The sequence below is a fragment of the Bradyrhizobium sp. WSM1253 genome, assembly GCF_000244935.1.
GTDB classification, from domain to species: Bacteria; Pseudomonadota; Alphaproteobacteria; order Rhizobiales; family Xanthobacteraceae; genus Bradyrhizobium; species Bradyrhizobium canariense.
The window spans coordinates 6,832,679-6,850,535 of record NZ_JH600073.1 but is presented as its reverse complement, the minus strand read 5'-3'; the positions used below and the strand labels follow the sequence as shown (position 1 = coordinate 6,850,535).

The following is a 17,857-nucleotide window of genomic DNA, read 5'->3' as shown; positions in this document are numbered from 1 at the left end:
CTGCTTCTATGGATTACCCTGATCGCGGGGCGAGCCGCCTTCCGACGCATCTGGACGTACCAGCTGGAATGACAGACGATTCTGCGACCCAGGACCGGATCTTTGCGGCGCTCACCAATTCCGCGGGTCATCCGAACGTAAGGCGGATCGATACGCACGCAGCTTCGGTCTTTCTCGAAGGCAGACGCGCTCTGAAAATCAAGCGCGCCGTGCAGTTTCCGTTCCTCGATTATTCGACGCTCGAGAAGCGCAAGGCGGCGTGTGAGGAGGAGATCAGGATCAACCGGCCGCTGGCGCCGCAGATCTATCACCGCGTCGTGGCGATCACGGAAGAGCCCGATGGATCGGTGAAGGTCGACGGAAGCGGCCGGCCGATCGAGTATGCGGTCGAGATGTTGCGCTTCGACGAAAGCCGGACGCTGGATCATCTGGCCAACGCCGGAGCGCTGGATGACACTTTTGCCTCGGCTGTCGCCGACGCGATCGCCGCTTCGCATGCGCAGGCTATTCGCGCCGACGGCAGTGCATGGGTTTCCTCCATCCCCGGCCTGATCGATGGCAACAGCAATGGCCTGCGGACTGGCAATCATTTCGAAGCCGAAGAGATCGCAGAACTCGGCAGAGACTCGCACGCAACGTTCCTCCACCTTCGGCCTTTGCTCGAAGAGCGCGGCCGTCAAGGCTTCGTGCGCCGCTGCCATGGCGACCTGCATCTTGCGAACATCGTGGCGATCGACGAACAGCCGGTGCTGTTCGACGCCATCGAGTTCGATGCGCAGATGGCAACCACCGACGTGCTCTACGATCTCGCATTCGGATTGATGGACCTGTTGCACCACGATCAACCACGCGCGGCCAACATCGTGCTGAACCGTTATCTCGCCGGGACTCCGGTCGAAAATCTCGACGCGCTCTCCGCACTGCCGCTGTTCATGTCCATCCGGGCGGCGATCCGCGCCCAGGTCGCGCTGGCACGGCTGAAGCCGCCGCATTCCGGTGATCCCAGCATTCTCGACAGGGCACGGCGCTATTTTGGCCTCGCCCGCGCGCTGATCCAACCGCCCGCTCCCCGGCTGATTGCAGTCGGCGGATTGTCAGGCACCGGAAAGACGATTTTGGCACGCGCGCTCGCGCCGGACATTGCGCCGCAGCCGGGGGCCGTCGTGCTGCGCAGCGACCTCGTCCGCAAGCAGATGTTAGGGGTCAAGGAAACGAACCGCCTGCCGGCATCCGCATACACGCCGGAGGTCACGGCCCGCGTTTACGATATATTGGCTCGGCACGCCGGGCGGGTGCTGGCGCAAGGCCATTCAGCGATCATCGACGGCGTGTTCGCCCGCGAGGACGAACGAGACGCGGTCGCCGCACTGGCGCGCGAGCGCAACGTGCCGCTGAGCGGCCTATTTCTGGTTGCGGACCTCGCGACCCGGCAGGCGCGGATCGGAGCCCGCCGGGGCGACGCATCCGACGCCACGCAAGAGGTTGCCGCGCGGCAAGAGCACTATAATATCGGCCATATCGGTTGGGCGACCATCGATGCATCCGGGACGCAAGAGCAGACGCTCCAGAACTGCCGGGACGCGATCGCCGAGAGCAAGTAAGGCAATCTGCAAATGGCGCGACCCAGCACGAGTTCGACGGCCGCGCGCGTCAAGCCTGCGGCGAGGCGCAATGCCCTGCCCGGCCGCCTCAGCTCCGGCATGGTCTGCGACACGGCCTTCCGGATCATCGCCCGCCGTCACCTCGCCGCCGTTCTCGCCCAGCATGACGGCACCTGCCGCGGCGATCCCGAGGCACTGCACCAGATCCGGATTGCACTGACGCATCTGCGCACCGCCATCCGCTTCTTCTCACCGATGGTCGATGATGCCCTTCGGCCGGAGGTCTGGACCGAACTGAAATGGCTGAACAGCCAGCTCGGCATGGTCCGGGACCTCGACGTGGCGATCGAGCGGGTCATCGCCGAGAGTGAAGGCGAGTTGACCGTGATTGCCGAGCTCCAGCATTGGGACGAAAAGCGCGCCGAGAGCCATCGCCAGTTGGCGCGCGCGCTGCAATCCGCGCGGTATCGCCGGCTCGTCGAGCAGACCTCAGCCTGGATCGAGAGCGGCCCCTGGTCGACCCGGCGCAGCAAGGAAGCTATTAGGCTACGCCGCTGCACGCTCGCCGACCACGCAACAGTGAAACTCACGGAATGGGAAAAAACGCTGCTCAAGAAAGCGCGCAAGCTCCGCAAGCTCGACGTCGAGAAACGGCACAAGCTGCGGCTTCTCAACAAACGGCTGACCTATTCGATCGAGTCCCTGGACGACCTATTCGCCGACGAGTCGCTGACGAAGCAGAAGTCGATCCTCAAGCAATTGCGCAAGGCGCAAAAGTCTCTCGGGCAATTGAACGACGATGCGCGAGGGCAAACCTTGGCGGCGTCATTGAACGAGGCCGTTCCCGAGGCGAGCATTCGCTTCCTCAATCGCAAGCGCGAAAAGAAACTGTTGCGGACCGCCTCGCGCGCCTACCGGAAACTCGACAAGGCCAAGCCGTTCCGCTCCGCCGACCTTGCGCCGAATGCGGAGCCTGAGGACTAGGTGTGGACGTAGTCTCCCGGCGCGTCCGGCAGACCGTCAAGGTCTCCGCCTCCGATCTGCGGCGGATCGCAGGGCGCCCCGGAGTGTGCGGCCAGCCGTTCGGCCCATTCTGGCCACCACGATCCCTCGACTTGCGGTGCCAGCTTCAGCCATTCGTCCGGGCCGACATAGGGCGCATCGGCAGCCTTGATCAGCACTTGATAGCTGTGGCCGGGCTCGTCCGGCGGCGCAACGACGCCGGCATTGTGGCCGCCGCTGGTCAACACAAAGGTCACGTCGGCATCGACCTGATAGTGGATCTTGTAGACGGATCGCCACGGCGCCACGTGATCGGCGAGCGTGCCGACCACGAACATCGGCGCATGGATGTCGGAAAGCGAGACACTCTTCTCGTCGACACGATAGCGGCCCTCGGCCAGATCGTTGCCCAGGAATAGCTTTCGCAGATACTCCGAGTGCATGCGATAGGGCAGCCGCGTGGCGTCGGCGTTCCAGGCCATCAGGTCGCTCGGTGGCGCACCCTCGCCCATCAGATAGTCATGCGACAGCCGCGACCAGATCAGTTCGTTGGAGCGCAACAGCTGGAACGCGCCGGCCATCTGCGTCGTGTCCAGATAGCCCCGCTGCCACATCAGGTCCTCGAGAAAGGCGACCTGGCTCTCGTTGACGAAGAGCGTTAGCTCGCCGGCCTCGGTGAAATCCGTCTGTGCGGCAAGCAGGGTGATCGTGCACAGTCGCTTGTCGCCGTCGCGTGCCATCGCGGCCGCGGCGATCGACAGCAATGTGCCGCCCAGGCAGTAGCCGAGCGCATGGGTGTTCCGGCCCGGCAGGATCCGGCCGATCATGTCCAGCGCCGCCATGACGCCCAGCTTGCGATAGTCGTCGAAGGCGACATCCCGGTCTTTGGCATCCGGATTTCGCCAGGAAATCGCGAATACGGTGAAGCCCTGACCGGTCAGATACTTCACCAGAGAATTCTGCGGCGACAGATCGAGGATGTAGTACTTCATGATCCAGGCGGGCACGATCAGGATTGGCTCGGGTCGCACTTGCGCAGTCGTGGGTTGGTACTGGATCAGCTCGATCAACGCGTTGCGATAAACGACCTTGCCCGGCGAAGCCGCGACCGTCTCGCCGACGATGAACTGTTCGTCACCCGCGGGCCTAGAGGCGGAGAGCAGGCGCATCAGGTCGCTGCACCAGTTCTGCCAGCCGAACACGAAATTCTCCCCGCCGCTCCGGAACGCCTTCTCCAGCACTTGCGGATTGGTCGCCGCGAAGTTCGACGGCGCCAGCATGTCGAGCATCTGGCGCATCGAGAATTCGACGATGGCTTCATTTGCGTGCGACACGCCACGTACACCTGTCGCGGCATCGTGCCACCAGCGCTCTCCGAGCAGGAACGCCTGCGCAAGCAGATTGAACGGTGCGGCTTCCCATTGTGGCCCCCTGAAGCGACGATCCCGCCCCTGCGGCGCAATCACGGACCACGGTTTTTGCGACGTCGCATGCGCGGCGGCTTCCACAAACTGGCCCATGTCGCGAAGCATGTTGCGCGACATCTCCACCTGACGCTGCGGTGCCGCAGCCAGATGAGAGCTCCAATCGAGCCAGGCGAGCGACAAGGCCAGCGGCGAAATCCCGCCCGTCAACCGCGACAGCATCGCGTGAAACGCGCGGTCAAGAGGGTATGGCTCCGATACAGGCAGGGAATCGGCGGCGACGGGCCTTCCAGCCAGGGCTTCGGGGGCCGTCGTAGAGGCTTCGGGCTCAACAACAGGACTGACGGAGAGAGCCTGCGCGGACGGCTCTTCGGGTCTTGGAAATATCTGCACGACGCTCATGGCTGAATGTTCCTGCCCGCTTCTTGGCGGCGTGGCAGCAGGATATGGCGAGGCTTCGGATGCGCGTTGAGCTGCATCAAGTCCGGGCATCGATCACGATTGCTCAACCGGGAAGAGCCCGATTCATCCTTTGACCTGCGTCAAGCCGCAGCACGACGCCAGAGCTACGCTCCCCGCATCGATATTCGACAAGCCAGCGGAGTCCGGCATGCGCGCCCATCAGATCATGACCCGGTCGGTCATCTCGGTTACCCCAGACACCAGCATCGTGGAGGCGGCAAACATCATGCTGAAGCGGCATGTCAGCGGTCTCACCGTCGTCGACGATGCCGGCAAGCTGGTCGGCGTGGTCTCGGAAGGCGACTTCATCCGCCGCAGCGAAATCGGCACGGGACGCAAGCGAGGGCGCTGGCTGCGGTTCATTCTCGGATCCGGCAAATCGGCCAGCGACTTCGTCCACGAGCACGGCCGCAAGGTCTCGGAGGTGATGACCCGTTCACCAGTGACCCTCACCGAGGATACGGCACTTGCCGAGATCGTCGATCTCATGGAACGGAACAATGTGAAGCGTCTACCGGTGATCCGCGGCGACAAGATCGTCGGCATCGTGTCGCGCGCGAACCTGCTCCAGGCGGTGGCGGACCTCGCCCGAGACGTACCCGACCCGACCGCGGACGACGATCACATTCGCAGCCGCATCATCGATACCATGGAGAAGAACGACTGGTGCCCGTTCGGGCTGAACGTCATCGTCCGCGACGGAATCGTTCATCTCAGCGGCGTCATCACCGAGGAGCGCGTGCGACAGGCCGCCGTCGTCGCAGCGGAGAACGTCAACGGCGTGAAGAAGGTGCATGACCATCTCTGCTGGGTCGACACCATGTCAGGAATATATCTAAACTCGCCCGAGGACGATGACCTCGCCAAGGCAAGCTGACCAAGGCAAGCTGAGCACGCACGGACCGCAGTTCAGCGCGGGATGACGGCGGTGGCCTCGATTTCGACGCGCGCCGCCTTCTCGACGAGGCGGACGACCTGAACCAGCGCCATCGCCGGATAGTGCGCGCCGAAGATGGTGCGGTAGGCCTTGCCGAGCTCTTTCAGGTTCGCCAGGTACTCCTCCATGTCGACGACGTACCAGGTCAGGCGCACCAGATGCTCGGGCTGCGCACCGGCCTCCGCGAGGATCGCGGCGATGTTGCTCAGGGTCTGGCGCACTTGCGCGACAAAACCGTCCGCGAGATGCTCCTCGGCATCCCAGCCGATGACGCCGCCAGTGACGACGATGCGTCCCTCGGCGGCCATGCCGTTGGCATAGCCTTTCGGCACCGGCCAACCGGACGGCTGGAGCACCTGCGCCCTGGAGCGGGCTTCGTCCTCGGCTGCTGTCGGCAGCACCGCGAGGTGCGGGCCTTTCGGCGTCGTCACTGACAATTCTCTATCCTTCTCTCATTCCGCCGCGACGCCGGAGGACGCCACCGCGGTCTGCGCCAGTTGCCGAAGCGCAAAGCGCTTTAGTTTGCCGGTCTCGGTCTTCGGCAGTTGCGTCACGAACTCGATCGCGCGCGGATATTTGTATGGCGCGATCTCCCGTTTGACATGCTCCTGCAACGCAGCCACGAGCTCGGGGTCCGGCGTAACGCCCGGCGCGGCAACGACATAGGCCTTCACGATCATGCCGCGCGCTTCGTCCGGCGCGCCGACCACCCCGCACTCGAGGACGGAGGGATGCGTAAGCAGCGCCGCCTCGACGTCCGTGCCAGCGATGTTGTAGCCGGCCGACACGATCATGTCGTCTGAGCGCGATTGGTACCAGAAATAGCCGTCGCTATCCATCAGATAGGTGTCGCCGGTGATGTTCCAGCCGTTCTGGACGTATTTGCGCTGCCGCTCGTCGGCGAGATAGCGGCATCCGGTCGGCCCGCGTACCGCGAGCCTTCCCATCGCGCCCGGCGGAACGTCGTTGCCCGAATCATCGACGATCTTCGCCTCATACCCAGGCACCGGCTTGCCCGTCGCACCCGGGCGGATTTCGTCCTCGGTCGCGCTGATGAAGATGTGCAGCAGCTCGGTCGAGCCGATGCCGTCCATCAGCTTGATGCCGGTCGCGTTCAGCCAGGCATCGAATGTCGGCTTGGGCAGCGTCTCGCCGGCGGACACGCATTTGCGGAGCGACGAAATATCGCGGCCCGGAAGCTTGCCAATCATCGCCCGGTACGCGGTCGGGGCGGTGAAACAGACCGTGGTCTTGTACTGCTCGATCGCATTCAGAATGTCGTCGGGCGCCGTCTTCTCCAGAACGACGAACGAGGCGCCGATGTGCATCGGAAACAGCACGCCGCCGAAGCCAAACGTGAAGGCGAGCGGTGCCGAGCCGACGAAGCGATCCTTCTGCTCCGCGCGCAGGATGTTGCGCGCATAGCCATCGCACACCGCCAGCATGTCACGGTGGAAATGCATGGTGCCCTTGGGGTCGCCGGTCGTGCCCGACGTGAAAGCGATCAGGCAGACGTCGTCGGAGGCGGTATCGACAGCTTTGAACTCCGGACTTGCATCCCCCATCAGGGCCTCGAGCGAGTCGTCGGCGCCGTTGCCCCAATAGACCACGCGCTTGAGGTCGGGGGCTGCGGCTTTCGCCTTCTCCATTTCGTCGGCGAGCTTGCCATCGCAGAGCGCGAGTGCGATCTCCGCCTTCTGGATCGGATAGGACAGCTCCTTGGCGCGCAAGAGCGGCATCGTCGCCACGACAATGCCGCCGGCCTTGATCACCGCCAGATAGGTCGCGACCATCATCGGATTGTTGGCCGAGCGTAGCAGCACGCGTCCGCCGGTGACGAGACCAAGCTTGCCGACCAGCACATTGGCGATGCGGTTCACGACCGTTTGCAGCTCACGATAGGTGTAGCTGACCGCCGGGCTGATCACGCAGGGAGCGTCGCCATGTCCCTGCTCGACCCAGCGGTCGAGGAAATAGCTGACGCAGTTGAGGCGGGGCGGATATTGCAGTTCCGGTCGCGTGAAGATGAAGTCCGGCCACAACTCTCGCGGCGGAAGATGCTGCCGCGCGAATGTATCGACATGGGCTGTCGCGGCATTGTCGTCACGCGAGCCCGAGACTTGAACCTTGGCGGCGTTGGCCATCGCACGCTCCTTTCAGCATGGAAAGCACCCGGCAGCACTAACTCGGAAACATTTTAGGCTTAAAGCAATTTCGCGCAATAGCGGATTTTGGGCATCCCGTGCTTTTTCCGGTGGCAAACGGGATGGGCGGGTGCCTCGGCCGCGGACCTAGCCCCGGCGGCGAGCGGCCGATTTCTGCGCCGATGCCTTGGTCTTGGCGAGCAGCCGCATCAATTCGCGCACATCCTTCGGGGTCAGATCAGCGAAGAGATCGGCGATCCAGGTTTCGTGTTCCGCGGCCATTCTGCGAAATTCGGCGCGACCGAGTTTAGTCAACCGGATCACCTGGACGCGGCGGTCCGTCTCCGACGTGCGGCGGTCGAGATGACCGGATTCCACGAGGCGCTCGACGAGGCCGGTGACGTTGCCGTTCGACACCATCATGCGCTTGGAGACGTCGGACAGCGTCATGCCGTCGGGTGCCTTGTCGAGCTGCGCCATCAGGTCGAAACGGGGCAATGTGACGTCGAAGCGCTGCCGCAACCGGCCACGGACCTCGCCCTCGATCAGGGTCGTGCAGGTCAAGAGGCGCAGCCACAGCCGAAGCTCTTCAGCGTGATCCTCCGGAGTTTCGACGGCCTTGGTCTCGGAATCGAGCATGTTGATGCAGTCACTCTCGGCCGGCATTGGCGCCGGCACGGATTCCCAATGTTTCGAGCTTCAAATAAATCGAAGCCCGCTGCAAGCCTAAAGCCGCAACAATCGACCGCATACCGATTTCTTTAAGCTTCAAATAATTGGCGCGCCGCTTGCATGCGCCGCTGCCCGCAGGATGACGATGCCTTGAGCTCGCTTGCCGTGGCAGCAATCATCGGCATAAACTTGGATTGGAGTAGCGGCTTGCAACGCAAGTCCTGTTATCACGGGGGACAGATCATGAAGACGCAAATGACGTTGGCCGCAGCCGCCTTGCTGCTTGGCACCGCGGTGAGCCCTTCCCTCGCCCAGGAAAAAATCAAGCTGGGTGTGATCGTGACCCTCTCGGGACCCGCCGCCGCGCTCGGCCAACAGGTTCGCGACGGCTTTGCGCTGGGGGTCAAGGATCTCGGCGGCAAGATGGGCGGCCGCGATGTCGAAGTCGTCGTGGTCGACGATGAATTGAAGCCGGACGCAGGGGTCACCAAGGTCAAGGGCCTTCTGGAGCGCGACAAGGTCGACTTCGTGGTCGGCCCGATCTTCTCCAACATCCTCCAGGCGATCCACCGGCCGGTGACGGAATCGAAAACCTTCCTGATCAGCCCCAATGCCGGCCCGTCTACGTTTGCCGGCAAGGACTGCAATCCGTTCTTCTATGTAACCTCGTATCAGAACGACCAGGTGCACGAAATCCTTGGCAAGGTCGCGCAGGATCGCGGCTACAAGCGCATGTATCTGATGGTGCCGAATTATCAGGCCGGCAAGGACTCGGTGGCGGGCTTCAAGCTCGACTACAAGGGCGAGATTGTCGAAGAATCCTACATGCCGCTCAACACGCTGGACTTCCAGCCGGAGCTTTCCAAGATTTCGTCGCAGAAGCCCGATGCGCTCTTCACGTTCATGCCCGGCGGCCTCGGCGTCAATCTCGTCAAGCAATACAAGCAGGCCGGCCTCGCCGACAGCATTCCGGTGCTCTCGGCTTTCACCGTGGATGAATCGACCTTGCCGGCGCAGCAGGACGCCGCAGTCGGCATGTTCGGCGGCGCGAACTGGGCGCCCAATCTCGACAATCCCCAGAACAAGAAGTTCGTCGCCGCCTACGAGGCCGCCTATAACATCGTGCCGGGCACCTACGCCTTCCAGGCGTATGATGCCGCGATGCTGATCGACAGCGCCGTCAAGGCCGTGAAGGGCGATCTCTCGAACAAGGATGCGGTCGCGGCCGCTCTGAAAAAGGCGGACTTCACCTCGCTGCGCGGCGCCTTCAAGTTCAACACCAACGGTTATCCGATCCAGGATTTCTACCTGACCAAGGTCGCCAAGCGCGCGGACGGCAAGTTCCAGACCGAGATCGTCCAAAAAGTCTTCGAGAATTACGGCGACCGCTACGCCAAGGACTGCAAGGCGGCGAACTAAGCCGCACGTCGCATTGAGGGAGGATCACAATGAAGAGCGAAATCACCGGCATCACGCGCGCCAATGAGGGAATCCAGGGCATCTCCTGGAACATCCTCGGCCAGACCTATGTGCCGAAGAGCAACACGGAGCACAGCTTCTCCTGGCATGCGACGCTGCCGCCGGGCACGTTCGTGCCGCCGCACATCCATCCCGACCAGGATGAATATCTCTATATGCTGGAGGGCAAGCTCGATTTCATGCTCGGCAATTCCGAGTCGCAGGCGACTGCGGGCGACCTGATCCGGCTCGGCATGGGCGTGCCGCACGGCATCTTCAACAAGTCGGAGCAGACCGCGAAAGTGCTGTTCTGGGTGTCACCGACCCGCAAGCTGTTCGACCTGTTCTGGGGCCTTCACAACATGAAGGAACAGAAGCCGGAGGACGTGGTGGCGATGGCCGCCGAGTTCAACATCCACTTCCTGCCGCCGCCTCCCGGCGGCTAGCTTCAGGCGCGCACCGCCGCAAGTCCCGGCACTGCGGCGAAGCCGGCCTTGGTAGCATAGCCGCGCACGATCGCCTCGCGCTGGGAATAGCTCAGCACGTTGTCGACATTGTCGAAACCATCAGGCGCGAGCTGCTCGACGGCGTCGATGACGCCCTCGGGACCGCCGCGCCGGTTGGAGCGGACGATGTCCGCGGTCATGGGCAGGCGCTTCTTCTCGTATTCAAGCAACGCCTGGCGCGGATGCTCGGCGCGCACCAGCGCGTCTGCGAGGCAGCGCGCATCGAGGATGGCCTGCGAGGCGCCATTGGAGCCAACCGGATACATCGGATGCGCGGCGTCACCGAGCAGCGTGACTCGGCCGGACGACCAATAGGGCAATGGATCGCGGTCGCAGGTCGGATATTCGTAGAACTCGGGCGTGGCGGAGATCAGGCTCTTCACGTCGACATAGGGCACCGAGAAGCGCGCGACATGCGGCATCAACTCCTCGCGCCGGCCCGGCCGCGACCAGTCTTCCTTGCGCGGCGGCGGGGCATTGCCCTCGCCGACCCTCACCAGCACCGCCCAGTTGGTGAGACGGCTCGCCGGGCTCGATCCCTCCGCGATGGGATAGATCACAACCTTGGCGTTGAGCCCGCCGGCCACAATCATCGACTTGCCGGTGAGGAATAGCGGCCAATCCCGCGCACCGCGCCACAGCATCAGGCCGTTCCAGCATGGCGGCCCCTCGCTCGGGAACAGCGTGTCACGGACCCGCGAATGGATGCCGTCGGCACCAATCAGGATGTCGCCGCGCGCGGTATGGATGTGCGCGCCTGAGCGGTCGAAGAAGTAAGCGGTGACGCCGCTCTCGTCCTGCGTGAAGGCGCCGAGGCGGCAGCCGGTGTGGATGGCCTCCGGCCCGAGCCGCTCCTCGACGGCGCGATGGATGACGCCCTGAAGGCGGCCGCGGTGGATCGAGAATTGCGGCACATCGTGGCCGGCGTCGATGCCGCGAGCCTCGCGCCAGACTTCCTGGCCGTGACGGTTGAGGTAATAGAGCTGGTCGGTGCGGATCGCGACATCGTCAAGCTGCTGGAGCAGACCGAGGCCTGCCAGCTCGCGCATGGCGTGGGGCAGCGTATTGATGCCGACGCCAAGCTCGCGGATGGTGTCGGACTGCTCGAAAATCTCGCAAGCGAGGCCCCGCGAGCGCAGCATCAATGCGGTGGTGAGACCACCGATACCGCCACCGACGATAATCGCCTTCATCGCCCTCACTCCACTCGGTACACACCAGGCAATACGGCCAAATTCGCACGGGCGGTCACTCCGCTGCAAGCGGCTTTGTCGCCTCCGCCTTGAGCTCGGCCCGGGTCTTGGGCTTAGCCTTAATTCTCAGCTCCTCGAGATCCTGCCGGTCGCGCACGCTGTTGCGGAAAATCTGATCTTTTCCGGGAAGATATTGCGGCGGACAGAACGCGTCGTCCGCTCCGTACCAGGCCGCCGCCCTCATGGTGAAGGAGGGATCGACCAGATGCGGCCGCCCCAGCGCGACGAGGTCCGCCCGGCCGGCAGCCAGGATGGTGTTGGCCTGGTCCGCCGTCGTGATGTTGCCGACACACATCGTGGCCACGCGCGCCTCATTGCGGACCTGGTCGGAGAACGGCGTCTGGAACATGCGGCCGTAGATCGGCTGCGCATCGCGCACGGTCTGCCCGGTTGAGACGTCGACGAGATCGACGCCGGCTTCGGCAAACGCGCGCGCGATCGCCACCGCATCGTCGCCGCCGATGCCACCCTCGGCCCAGTCGGTCGCGGAAATGCGCACGGACATCGGCTTGTGCGACGGCCATACGGCCCGCAGCGCCTCGAAGATTTCGAGCGGAAAGCGCAGGCGGTTTTCGAGCGAGCCGCCATACTCATCCGTGCGGGTGTTCGTCAGCGGCGAGATGAAGCTCGCAAGCAGATAGCCGTGGGCGCAGTGCAGTTCGAGCATGTCGAAGCCACAGCGTTCGCCGCGCTCGGCCGCCGCGACGAAAGCATCTCTCGCGGCGTTCATGCCGACCCGATCGAGCTCGCGCGGAACCTGGCTGTCGGGGAAATAGGGCAGTGGAGACGCCGAAAACACCTCCCAGCCGCCCTCCTCGAGCGGACGATCCATGCCGTCCCACATCAGCTTGGTCGCACCCTTGCGCCCGGCGTGCCCCAGTTGGAGGCAGATTTTTGCGGCTGAATTGGCATGGACGAAATCAACGATGCGCCGCCAGGATGCCTCCTGCTCGTCATTCCACAGTCCTGTGCAGCCGGGCGTGATGCGCGCGTCGCGGGCAACGCAGGTCATCTCCGTGAAGATGAGGCCGGCACCGCCGATCGCACGCGATCCATAATGCACCAGGTGGAAATCGGTCGGCACGCCCTCCTTCGCCGAATACATGCACATCGGCGACACCACGGCGCGATTGGCGATCTCCATCTCGCGCAGCCGGAAGGGCTGGAACAGCGGCACCATCGGCTTCTCGGTGTCGACGTCGAAGCCGCTGTCACGAACACGCTTGGCAAATGATCTTTCGACCTCCGCCACGAAGTCAGGGGCGCGAAGCTTCAGGTTGTCATAGGTGATCGCCTTCGAGCGCGTCATCACGCCGAAGGCGAACTGCACGGGATCGAAATCCCAGAAGCGGTCGACATGCTCAAACCAGACCAGCGAGACGTCGGCGGCGTGCTGCGTCTTCTCGACCTCTTCGCGGCGGCCGTGCTCATAGACGTCCAGCGCCGCTTTGATGCTGGGCGCCTTCTCCATCGCCTCAGCCAGCGCGATCGCGTCTTCCATTGCGAGCTTGGTGCCCGAGCCGATCGAGAAATGCGCGCTCGCCTTGGCGTCGCCGAGCAGGACCATGTTGTCCTTGACCCAGCGCTTGCTGCGGATCATCGGGAAATTGCGCCACGTCGAGCGGTTCGTGAGCAATTGGTGCCCGTCGAGGAACCAGCCGAAGATCTCGGCCATCCGCGCAGCCGACTGGGCCTCGTTCAGCCCTGTCAGCCCGGCGCGTTCGAAGGTCTCCGGATCGGTCTCGAAAATCCAGGTCGAGTGTCCGGCTTCATATTGATAGGCATGGGCGATGAACGGGCCCCACTCCGTCTCCTGGAAGATGAAGGTGAAGGCATCCAGCGGCCTGGTCGAGCCCATCCAGGCGAACTTGTTGGTACGGAGGTCGACTTCCGGCGCGAAATGATCGACATATTTGTCGCGGAAGCGGCTGTTGATGCCGTCCGCGACCAGGATCAGATCGGCTTCGGCGAAGCGGGATTCGTCCTCGACGTCTACTTCGAAATTCAGGACGACGCCCAGTTCGCGCGCGCGCGCCTGGAGGATCAGGAGCAGCTTCTGCCGCGAGCAGCCGCAAAAGCCGTTGCCGCCGACCCGATGAACCGTTCCGCGGAAGTGGACGGCGATGTCATCCCAGTAGGCGAATTCCTGGGTGATGCGGCGATAGCTCGGAAGGTCGTGCTTCTCGAAATTATCGAGCGTGGCGTCCGAGAACACCACGCCGAAGCCGAAGGTATCGTCGGCGCGATTGCGCTCGTACACCGCGATCTCAGCGCTCGGTCGCTGCTTCTTCAGCAGGATTGCAGCGTAGAGACCCGCAGGTCCGCCACCGATGATCGCGACTTTCATGGGAGCCTCGCCAATTCAACCCGCCGAAACTATTTTAAGCCTAAAATAATTTCGCGCAAGTCCCCATTGCGGCAGGCCGGCGGCAAAGCCCGGCTTAATCGCCCCTGAAGACCGGCTTGACCTTGTTGGCAAAGGCCTCGAAGGCCCGTTCGAAATCGGCGGTCGTCATGCACAGCGCTTGAGCAACGGCTTCCGCCTCGATCGCCTCCTCCACCGACATCGCCCATTCCATGGCCAGCATCCGCTTGGTCATGGTGTTGGCAAACGTCGGTCCCTCCGCGATTTGCTTGGCCAGCACTTGTGCCTGGGGCAGCACCTGCTCCGACGTGAGGATACGGCTGAAGAAGCCCCAGCGCTCACCCTCCTCCGCGGTCATGAACCGGCCGGTGTAGAGCAACTCGGAGGCGCGGGACTGTCCGATGATCCGCGGCAGGATCGCGCAGGCGCCCATGTCACAACCGGCAAGGCCCACCTTGTTGAAGAGGAATGCAACCTTGGCTCCGCTCGCCGCAAGCCGCATGTCCGACGCCATGGCGATGATCGCGCCCGCCCCGGCGCAAATGCCTTCGACCGCGGCAACGATCGGCTGCGGACAGGCCCGCATCGCCTTGACGAGGTCGCCAGTCATCCGTGTAAACGCCGTCAGCCCCTTGGTGTCCATCTTCACGAGCGGACCGATGATCTCGAACACATCGCCGCCGGACGAGAAATTGGCACCAGCGCCGGTCACGACGATGGACTTGACCGCATCGTCGAAGGCGCAGGCGCGAAAGAAATCGGTGAGTTCGCGATAGCTCTCGAAGGTTAGTGGATTCTTCCGTTCCGGACGATTGAGCGTGACGGTTGCAACACCATCGACGACGGCCAGCAGGAAGTGCTGCGGCGAATAGTCCGCAAGCGGTAAGGTCACGGGATTGGCTGGTCTGCTCATGCGATCTCCTTGGCTTCCTTGCTCCGCGCCTTGGCCATGCGCGCTAAATCTCACCACCGGCAACAGCGATTGCCTGCCCGGTGATTGCGCCGGCGCCCTCGCCGCACAGCCAGAGCACGGCATCCGCGACCTGCTGCGGCGAGATCAATCTCCCCTGCGGATTATGTTTCGCGAGCTCGGCAATGGCCTGCTCGCGGCTGCGTCCCGTCTTTTTCATGATGTTCTCGATGCTGCCGGCGACGAGATCCGTGTTGGTGAAACCGGGACACACCGCATTGATGGTCACGTTGCTGGCAGCCATCTCTAGTGCAAGGGACCGCACGAGACCGACCACAGCGTGCTTGGCCGCGGTGTACGCGCTGACATAGGCATATCCCTTGAGCCCCGCCGTCGACGCGATGGCGACGATACGACCATAGGGACGATCCTTCATCCCGGGCAGCACAGCGCTGACAGCATGGACCACGCCCATGAAATTGACGTCCATCATGCGCGCGAACAGGGCACTGTCGGATTTGGCGAACGGCGCGGACTCGGCGCTTCCCGCGTTGGCGATCAGGATATCGATCGGCTGCCGCGCACTCGCTTGAGCGATGGCGGCTTTCAATGAGGTTTCGTCCGAGACGTCGGCGACGGCCGCAAAATGGGCAGCTCCTGCGCTGACTGCGTCCTCGAGTGTGGCAGCATCCCGCCCAAGGACGGTCACAGTAGCACCGGCCTCGACGAGCGCTGCTGCGATGGCCCGACCGATGCCGCGACCGCCACCGGTCACCAGCGCGTGCGGCGAATGCGGTAATCCGGACATGCGCTGGCTTCCTTGCATTCTGCTGATCGCCCTCTCGATATATTTTAACCTTCAAACTTTTGCAAACAAAGCGCGACTCGGCCCCGCGAACAACCGTACTCCGACGACCGGCCTGAAAATTGCTTTAAGTATAAAATTATCTCTTCCCATCCCTCACAGGCCTGTTAGCATCGAAGAGCCAAGCAAAAGGATGTCGCGTGTCGCAGCCTGGGCCAATGATAACAAAGGACGGCCGCTTCGCCTATGAAGCAGCGGGCGATCCGGGCGGGACACCTCTGATTTTCCTGCATGGCATCGGCGGTGCGGCACGGGCCTGGCGGCAGCAGCTTGCCACATTCGGCGACCGCTTCCACGCGATTGCATGGGACATGCCTGGCTATGGCGGCTCGGCGCCGCTCGCCAGCGTCAGCATCGCTGCCCTGGCGGATGCGCTCCAGCAATTCATCGAGCAGCTTGGTGCGAGTAGGCCGATTCTGGTCGGCCATTCCATCGGCGGCATGATCGTCCAGAAATGGCTGGTGCAATCCCCAAAACTGGCGCGCGCGGTCGTGCTGGCGCAGACCAGCCCGGCCTTCGGCAAGGCCGACGGCGATTGGCAGACATCGTTTATCGCCGCACGGCTCGGGCCGCTCGATCGCGGCGAAACGATGAAGTCGCTGGCGCCCTCTCTGGTGAAGGAACTGGTGGGCGATGATCCTGATCCCAGGGGAATGGAGCTTGCGCGCGAGTGCATGGCAAGCGTGCCCGAGGCGAGCTATCGCGCCATGATGCTGGCCTTGATTGGCTTCGACCAACGCAGCACCCTCAAGGACATTTCGATCCCGACGCTGCTGCTGTCCGGCTCCAAGGACAACAACGCACCAGCGCCGATGATGGCGAAGACGGCGAGCTACATTCCCTCGGCGGAATATGTCGAGCTCGGGGCTGTGGGCCATCTCGCCAACTTGGAACGCCCCGATGCCTTTAACGAGGCCCTCGGCCTCTTCCTGAACTCCGTCGCGATCAAAACTTAAGGTGACTGCGCAATGACCATGCAAGTCAGCAAGACCATCGGCGCGACTGACAAGGTCGCGCTGGATGCACCGATCTTCGATCCCGTCGCATTCCGACTGAGCGACGAGCAGGCCGGCATCATCGCGCGGGCGCGCGAGATCGGCCAGAGCGTGTTCGCCGGCCGCGCCGCGACTTACGACCGCGAGGCGATCTTCCCGTCTGAGAATTATCGCGACCTGCATCGCGTCGGCCTACTCGGTATTGCCATCCCCAAGAAACATGGCGGGCTGGGGGCGAATTATCAAACCTACGCACTGGCGGCAGCCGAAATCGGCCGGTATTGCGGCGCGACCGCGCTCACGTGGAACATGCATGTCTGCTCGACGCTGTGGTCGGGTCCGCTCGCCGACGATCTCGACATGGATGCTGAAACCCGCGCCGAGCACGAGCAGCGGCGTGCAGTCCACTACAAGCGTATCGTCGAGGACGGCGCGATCTATTCGCAGCCGTTCTCGGAGGGCGGTGCGGCAGCGGCAGGCGGCGTCGCTTTCGGCACGGAAGCAAGGCCGGTCGAGGGCGGCTGGATCGTCAACGGCAAGAAGATCTTTGCATCACTCTCCGGCCATGCGGACTATTACGGCGTTCTCTGCACCGAGATCGAGGAAGGTGAGAAGGCTTCGCGCCGCAATACGCTTTACCTCGCGATCCCTGCGAAATCGGAAGGCGTCTCGGTCGTCGGCGACTGGGACCCGCTCGGCATGCGCGGAACGGTCTCGCGCACGCTGCTGTTCAAGGACGTGTTCGTGCCGGCAGATTCGGCGCTGATGCCGCGGGGCGTCTATTTCCAGGCCGCGATGCGCTGGCCGCACATGTTCCTGACGTTGTCGCCGACCTATATGGGCCTTGCTCAAGCCGCCTATGACTTCACCCTGCGATATCTGCGCGGCGAAGTGCCGGGCATGCCGCCGGTGAAGCGCAGGATGTATCCGACGAAGCAGATTGCGGTCGCGCAGATGCAGATCAAGCTCGAGCAGATCAAGGCGATCTGGTTCCAGGCCGTCACCGAGGCGCGCGCCAATCCGAGCAAGGAGCAGGTACTGCGTGCCTATGCCGCGCAATATTCCGTGATGGAGGGCGCCAATGAGCTCGCCGCGCTCGCGATCCGCACCTGCGGCGGACAGGCCATGCTCCGCTCGCTGCCGCTCGAGCGCATCTATCGCGACAGCCGCTGCGGCTCGCTGATGTTGCCCTGGACAGCCGAGCTCTGCCTCGACCGGATCGGGCGCGAGGCGCTGTACGAGGCCGGCGAAACGGACGACTGA

General features: G+C 63.4%; 15 protein-coding genes. 7 read left to right on the top strand and 8 right to left on the bottom strand.

Annotated elements, in window-relative coordinates:
• Positions 1-68 precede the first annotated feature (68 nt).
• Both BRA1253DRAFT_RS33275 and BRA1253DRAFT_RS33270 read left to right on the top strand, forming a co-directional pair.
• Positions 69-1,601 carry a bifunctional aminoglycoside phosphotransferase/ATP-binding protein gene (locus BRA1253DRAFT_RS33275; RefSeq protein WP_007601591.1) on the top strand — a complete coding sequence of 511 codons (1,533 nt, stop codon included), beginning with the start codon at positions 69-71 and terminating at the stop codon, positions 1,599-1,601.
• A gap of 12 nt (positions 1,602-1,613) precedes the next feature.
• Entirely contained in the window at positions 1,614-2,585 is a 972-nt protein-coding gene (locus BRA1253DRAFT_RS33270) for a CHAD domain-containing protein (protein ID WP_007601589.1), read from the top strand.
• Here BRA1253DRAFT_RS33270 and BRA1253DRAFT_RS33265 read toward each other — a convergent pair.
• The gene (locus tag BRA1253DRAFT_RS33265) at positions 2,582-4,429 is read right to left on the bottom strand and encodes an alpha/beta hydrolase (RefSeq protein ID WP_007601587.1); all 1,848 of its coding nucleotides are present in this window, start codon (positions 4,427-4,429) and stop codon (positions 2,582-2,584) included. The two genes, BRA1253DRAFT_RS33270 and BRA1253DRAFT_RS33265, sit on opposite strands and share 4 nt — an antisense overlap.
• 208 nt (positions 4,430-4,637) lie before the next feature.
• Between BRA1253DRAFT_RS33265 and BRA1253DRAFT_RS33260 the strand changes: the two genes are divergently transcribed.
• Positions 4,638-5,366 (top strand): CBS domain-containing protein, encoded by a 729-nt coding sequence (locus tag BRA1253DRAFT_RS33260; RefSeq protein WP_007601586.1) that lies wholly within the window; start codon positions 4,638-4,640, stop codon positions 5,364-5,366.
• 32 nt (positions 5,367-5,398) lie between these two features.
• On the opposite strand, the gene BRA1253DRAFT_RS33255 is transcribed toward BRA1253DRAFT_RS33260, so the two are convergent.
• The 3 genes from BRA1253DRAFT_RS33255 to BRA1253DRAFT_RS33245 form a co-directional block, all read right to left on the bottom strand.
• Positions 5,399-5,857, bottom strand: coding sequence for a RidA family protein (locus tag BRA1253DRAFT_RS33255; RefSeq protein WP_035994404.1), 459 nt, complete (start codon positions 5,855-5,857; stop codon positions 5,399-5,401).
• 21 nt (positions 5,858-5,878) lie between these two features.
• Positions 5,879-7,570, bottom strand: coding sequence for a benzoate-CoA ligase family protein (locus BRA1253DRAFT_RS33250; RefSeq protein ID WP_007601584.1), 1,692 nt, complete (start codon positions 7,568-7,570; stop codon positions 5,879-5,881).
• A 147-nt stretch (positions 7,571-7,717) separates the two neighbouring features.
• On the bottom strand, positions 7,718-8,236 hold the full coding sequence (locus BRA1253DRAFT_RS33245; protein WP_007601583.1) for a MarR family winged helix-turn-helix transcriptional regulator: 519 nt from the start codon (positions 8,234-8,236) through the stop codon (positions 7,718-7,720).
• 249 nt (positions 8,237-8,485) lie between these two features.
• Here BRA1253DRAFT_RS33245 and BRA1253DRAFT_RS33240 point away from each other — a divergent pair, with 249 nt between their 5' ends.
• Both BRA1253DRAFT_RS33240 and BRA1253DRAFT_RS33235 read left to right on the top strand, forming a co-directional pair.
• Positions 8,486-9,661 (top strand): ABC transporter substrate-binding protein, encoded by a 1,176-nt coding sequence (locus BRA1253DRAFT_RS33240; RefSeq protein ID WP_007601582.1) that lies wholly within the window; start codon positions 8,486-8,488, stop codon positions 9,659-9,661.
• A 29-nt stretch (positions 9,662-9,690) separates the two neighbouring features.
• Positions 9,691-10,146, top strand: a complete 456-nt coding sequence (locus tag BRA1253DRAFT_RS33235) for a cupin domain-containing protein (RefSeq protein ID WP_007601580.1) — start codon at positions 9,691-9,693, stop codon at positions 10,144-10,146.
• Positions 10,147-10,148: 2 nt separating this feature from the next.
• On the opposite strand, the gene BRA1253DRAFT_RS33230 is transcribed toward BRA1253DRAFT_RS33235, so the two are convergent.
• The 4 genes from BRA1253DRAFT_RS33230 to BRA1253DRAFT_RS33215 form a co-directional block, all read right to left on the bottom strand.
• The gene (locus BRA1253DRAFT_RS33230; RefSeq protein ID WP_007601579.1) at positions 10,149-11,399 is read right to left on the bottom strand and encodes a flavin-dependent oxidoreductase; all 1,251 of its coding nucleotides are present in this window, start codon (positions 11,397-11,399) and stop codon (positions 10,149-10,151) included.
• 55 nt (positions 11,400-11,454) lie between these two features.
• A complete protein-coding gene (locus BRA1253DRAFT_RS33225; RefSeq protein ID WP_007601578.1) occupies positions 11,455-13,806 on the bottom strand; it encodes a bifunctional salicylyl-CoA 5-hydroxylase/oxidoreductase in 2,352 nt (783 codons plus the stop codon).
• A 94-nt stretch (positions 13,807-13,900) separates the two neighbouring features.
• Positions 13,901-14,737 carry an enoyl-CoA hydratase family protein gene (locus tag BRA1253DRAFT_RS33220; RefSeq protein ID WP_007601577.1) on the bottom strand — a complete coding sequence of 279 codons (837 nt, stop codon included), beginning with the start codon at positions 14,735-14,737 and terminating at the stop codon, positions 13,901-13,903.
• 43 nt (positions 14,738-14,780) lie between these two features.
• The gene (locus tag BRA1253DRAFT_RS33215; RefSeq protein WP_007601576.1) at positions 14,781-15,542 is read right to left on the bottom strand and encodes an SDR family NAD(P)-dependent oxidoreductase; all 762 of its coding nucleotides are present in this window, start codon (positions 15,540-15,542) and stop codon (positions 14,781-14,783) included.
• 215 nt (positions 15,543-15,757) lie between these two features.
• Here BRA1253DRAFT_RS33215 and BRA1253DRAFT_RS33210 point away from each other — a divergent pair, with 215 nt between their 5' ends.
• Together BRA1253DRAFT_RS33210 and BRA1253DRAFT_RS33205 are read left to right on the top strand one after the other, a co-directional pair.
• The gene (locus BRA1253DRAFT_RS33210) at positions 15,758-16,555 is read left to right on the top strand and encodes an alpha/beta fold hydrolase (RefSeq protein WP_051058480.1); all 798 of its coding nucleotides are present in this window, start codon (positions 15,758-15,760) and stop codon (positions 16,553-16,555) included.
• A gap of 12 nt (positions 16,556-16,567) precedes the next feature.
• Positions 16,568-17,857 carry an acyl-CoA dehydrogenase family protein gene (locus BRA1253DRAFT_RS33205; RefSeq protein ID WP_007601574.1) on the top strand — a complete coding sequence of 430 codons (1,290 nt, stop codon included), beginning with the start codon at positions 16,568-16,570 and terminating at the stop codon, positions 17,855-17,857.

Coding starts and splice junctions, on each gene's coding strand:
- BRA1253DRAFT_RS33205 (WP_007601574.1), top strand. CDS start 16,568: ATGACCATGCAAGTCAGCAAGACCATCGGCGCGACTGACAAGGTCGCG.
- BRA1253DRAFT_RS33275 (WP_007601591.1), top strand. CDS start 69: ATGACAGACGATTCTGCGACCCAGGACCGGATCTTTGCGGCGCTCACC.
- BRA1253DRAFT_RS33235 (WP_007601580.1), top strand. CDS start 9,691: ATGAAGAGCGAAATCACCGGCATCACGCGCGCCAATGAGGGAATCCAG.
- BRA1253DRAFT_RS33215 (WP_007601576.1), bottom strand. CDS start 15,542: ATGTCCGGATTACCGCATTCGCCGCACGCGCTGGTGACCGGTGGCGGT.
- BRA1253DRAFT_RS33260 (WP_007601586.1), top strand. CDS start 4,638: ATGCGCGCCCATCAGATCATGACCCGGTCGGTCATCTCGGTTACCCCA.
- BRA1253DRAFT_RS33270 (WP_007601589.1), top strand. CDS start 1,614: ATGGCGCGACCCAGCACGAGTTCGACGGCCGCGCGCGTCAAGCCTGCG.
- BRA1253DRAFT_RS33225 (WP_007601578.1), bottom strand. CDS start 13,806: ATGAAAGTCGCGATCATCGGTGGCGGACCTGCGGGTCTCTACGCTGCA.
- BRA1253DRAFT_RS33245 (WP_007601583.1), bottom strand. CDS start 8,236: ATGCCGGCCGAGAGTGACTGCATCAACATGCTCGATTCCGAGACCAAG.
- BRA1253DRAFT_RS33240 (WP_007601582.1), top strand. CDS start 8,486: ATGAAGACGCAAATGACGTTGGCCGCAGCCGCCTTGCTGCTTGGCACC.
- BRA1253DRAFT_RS33230 (WP_007601579.1), bottom strand. CDS start 11,399: ATGAAGGCGATTATCGTCGGTGGCGGTATCGGTGGTCTCACCACCGCA.
- BRA1253DRAFT_RS33250 (WP_007601584.1), bottom strand. CDS start 7,570: ATGGCCAACGCCGCCAAGGTTCAAGTCTCGGGCTCGCGTGACGACAAT.
- BRA1253DRAFT_RS33210 (WP_051058480.1), top strand. CDS start 15,758: ATGATAACAAAGGACGGCCGCTTCGCCTATGAAGCAGCGGGCGATCCG.
- BRA1253DRAFT_RS33220 (WP_007601577.1), bottom strand. CDS start 14,737: ATGAGCAGACCAGCCAATCCCGTGACCTTACCGCTTGCGGACTATTCG.
- BRA1253DRAFT_RS33265 (WP_007601587.1), bottom strand. CDS start 4,429: ATGAGCGTCGTGCAGATATTTCCAAGACCCGAAGAGCCGTCCGCGCAG.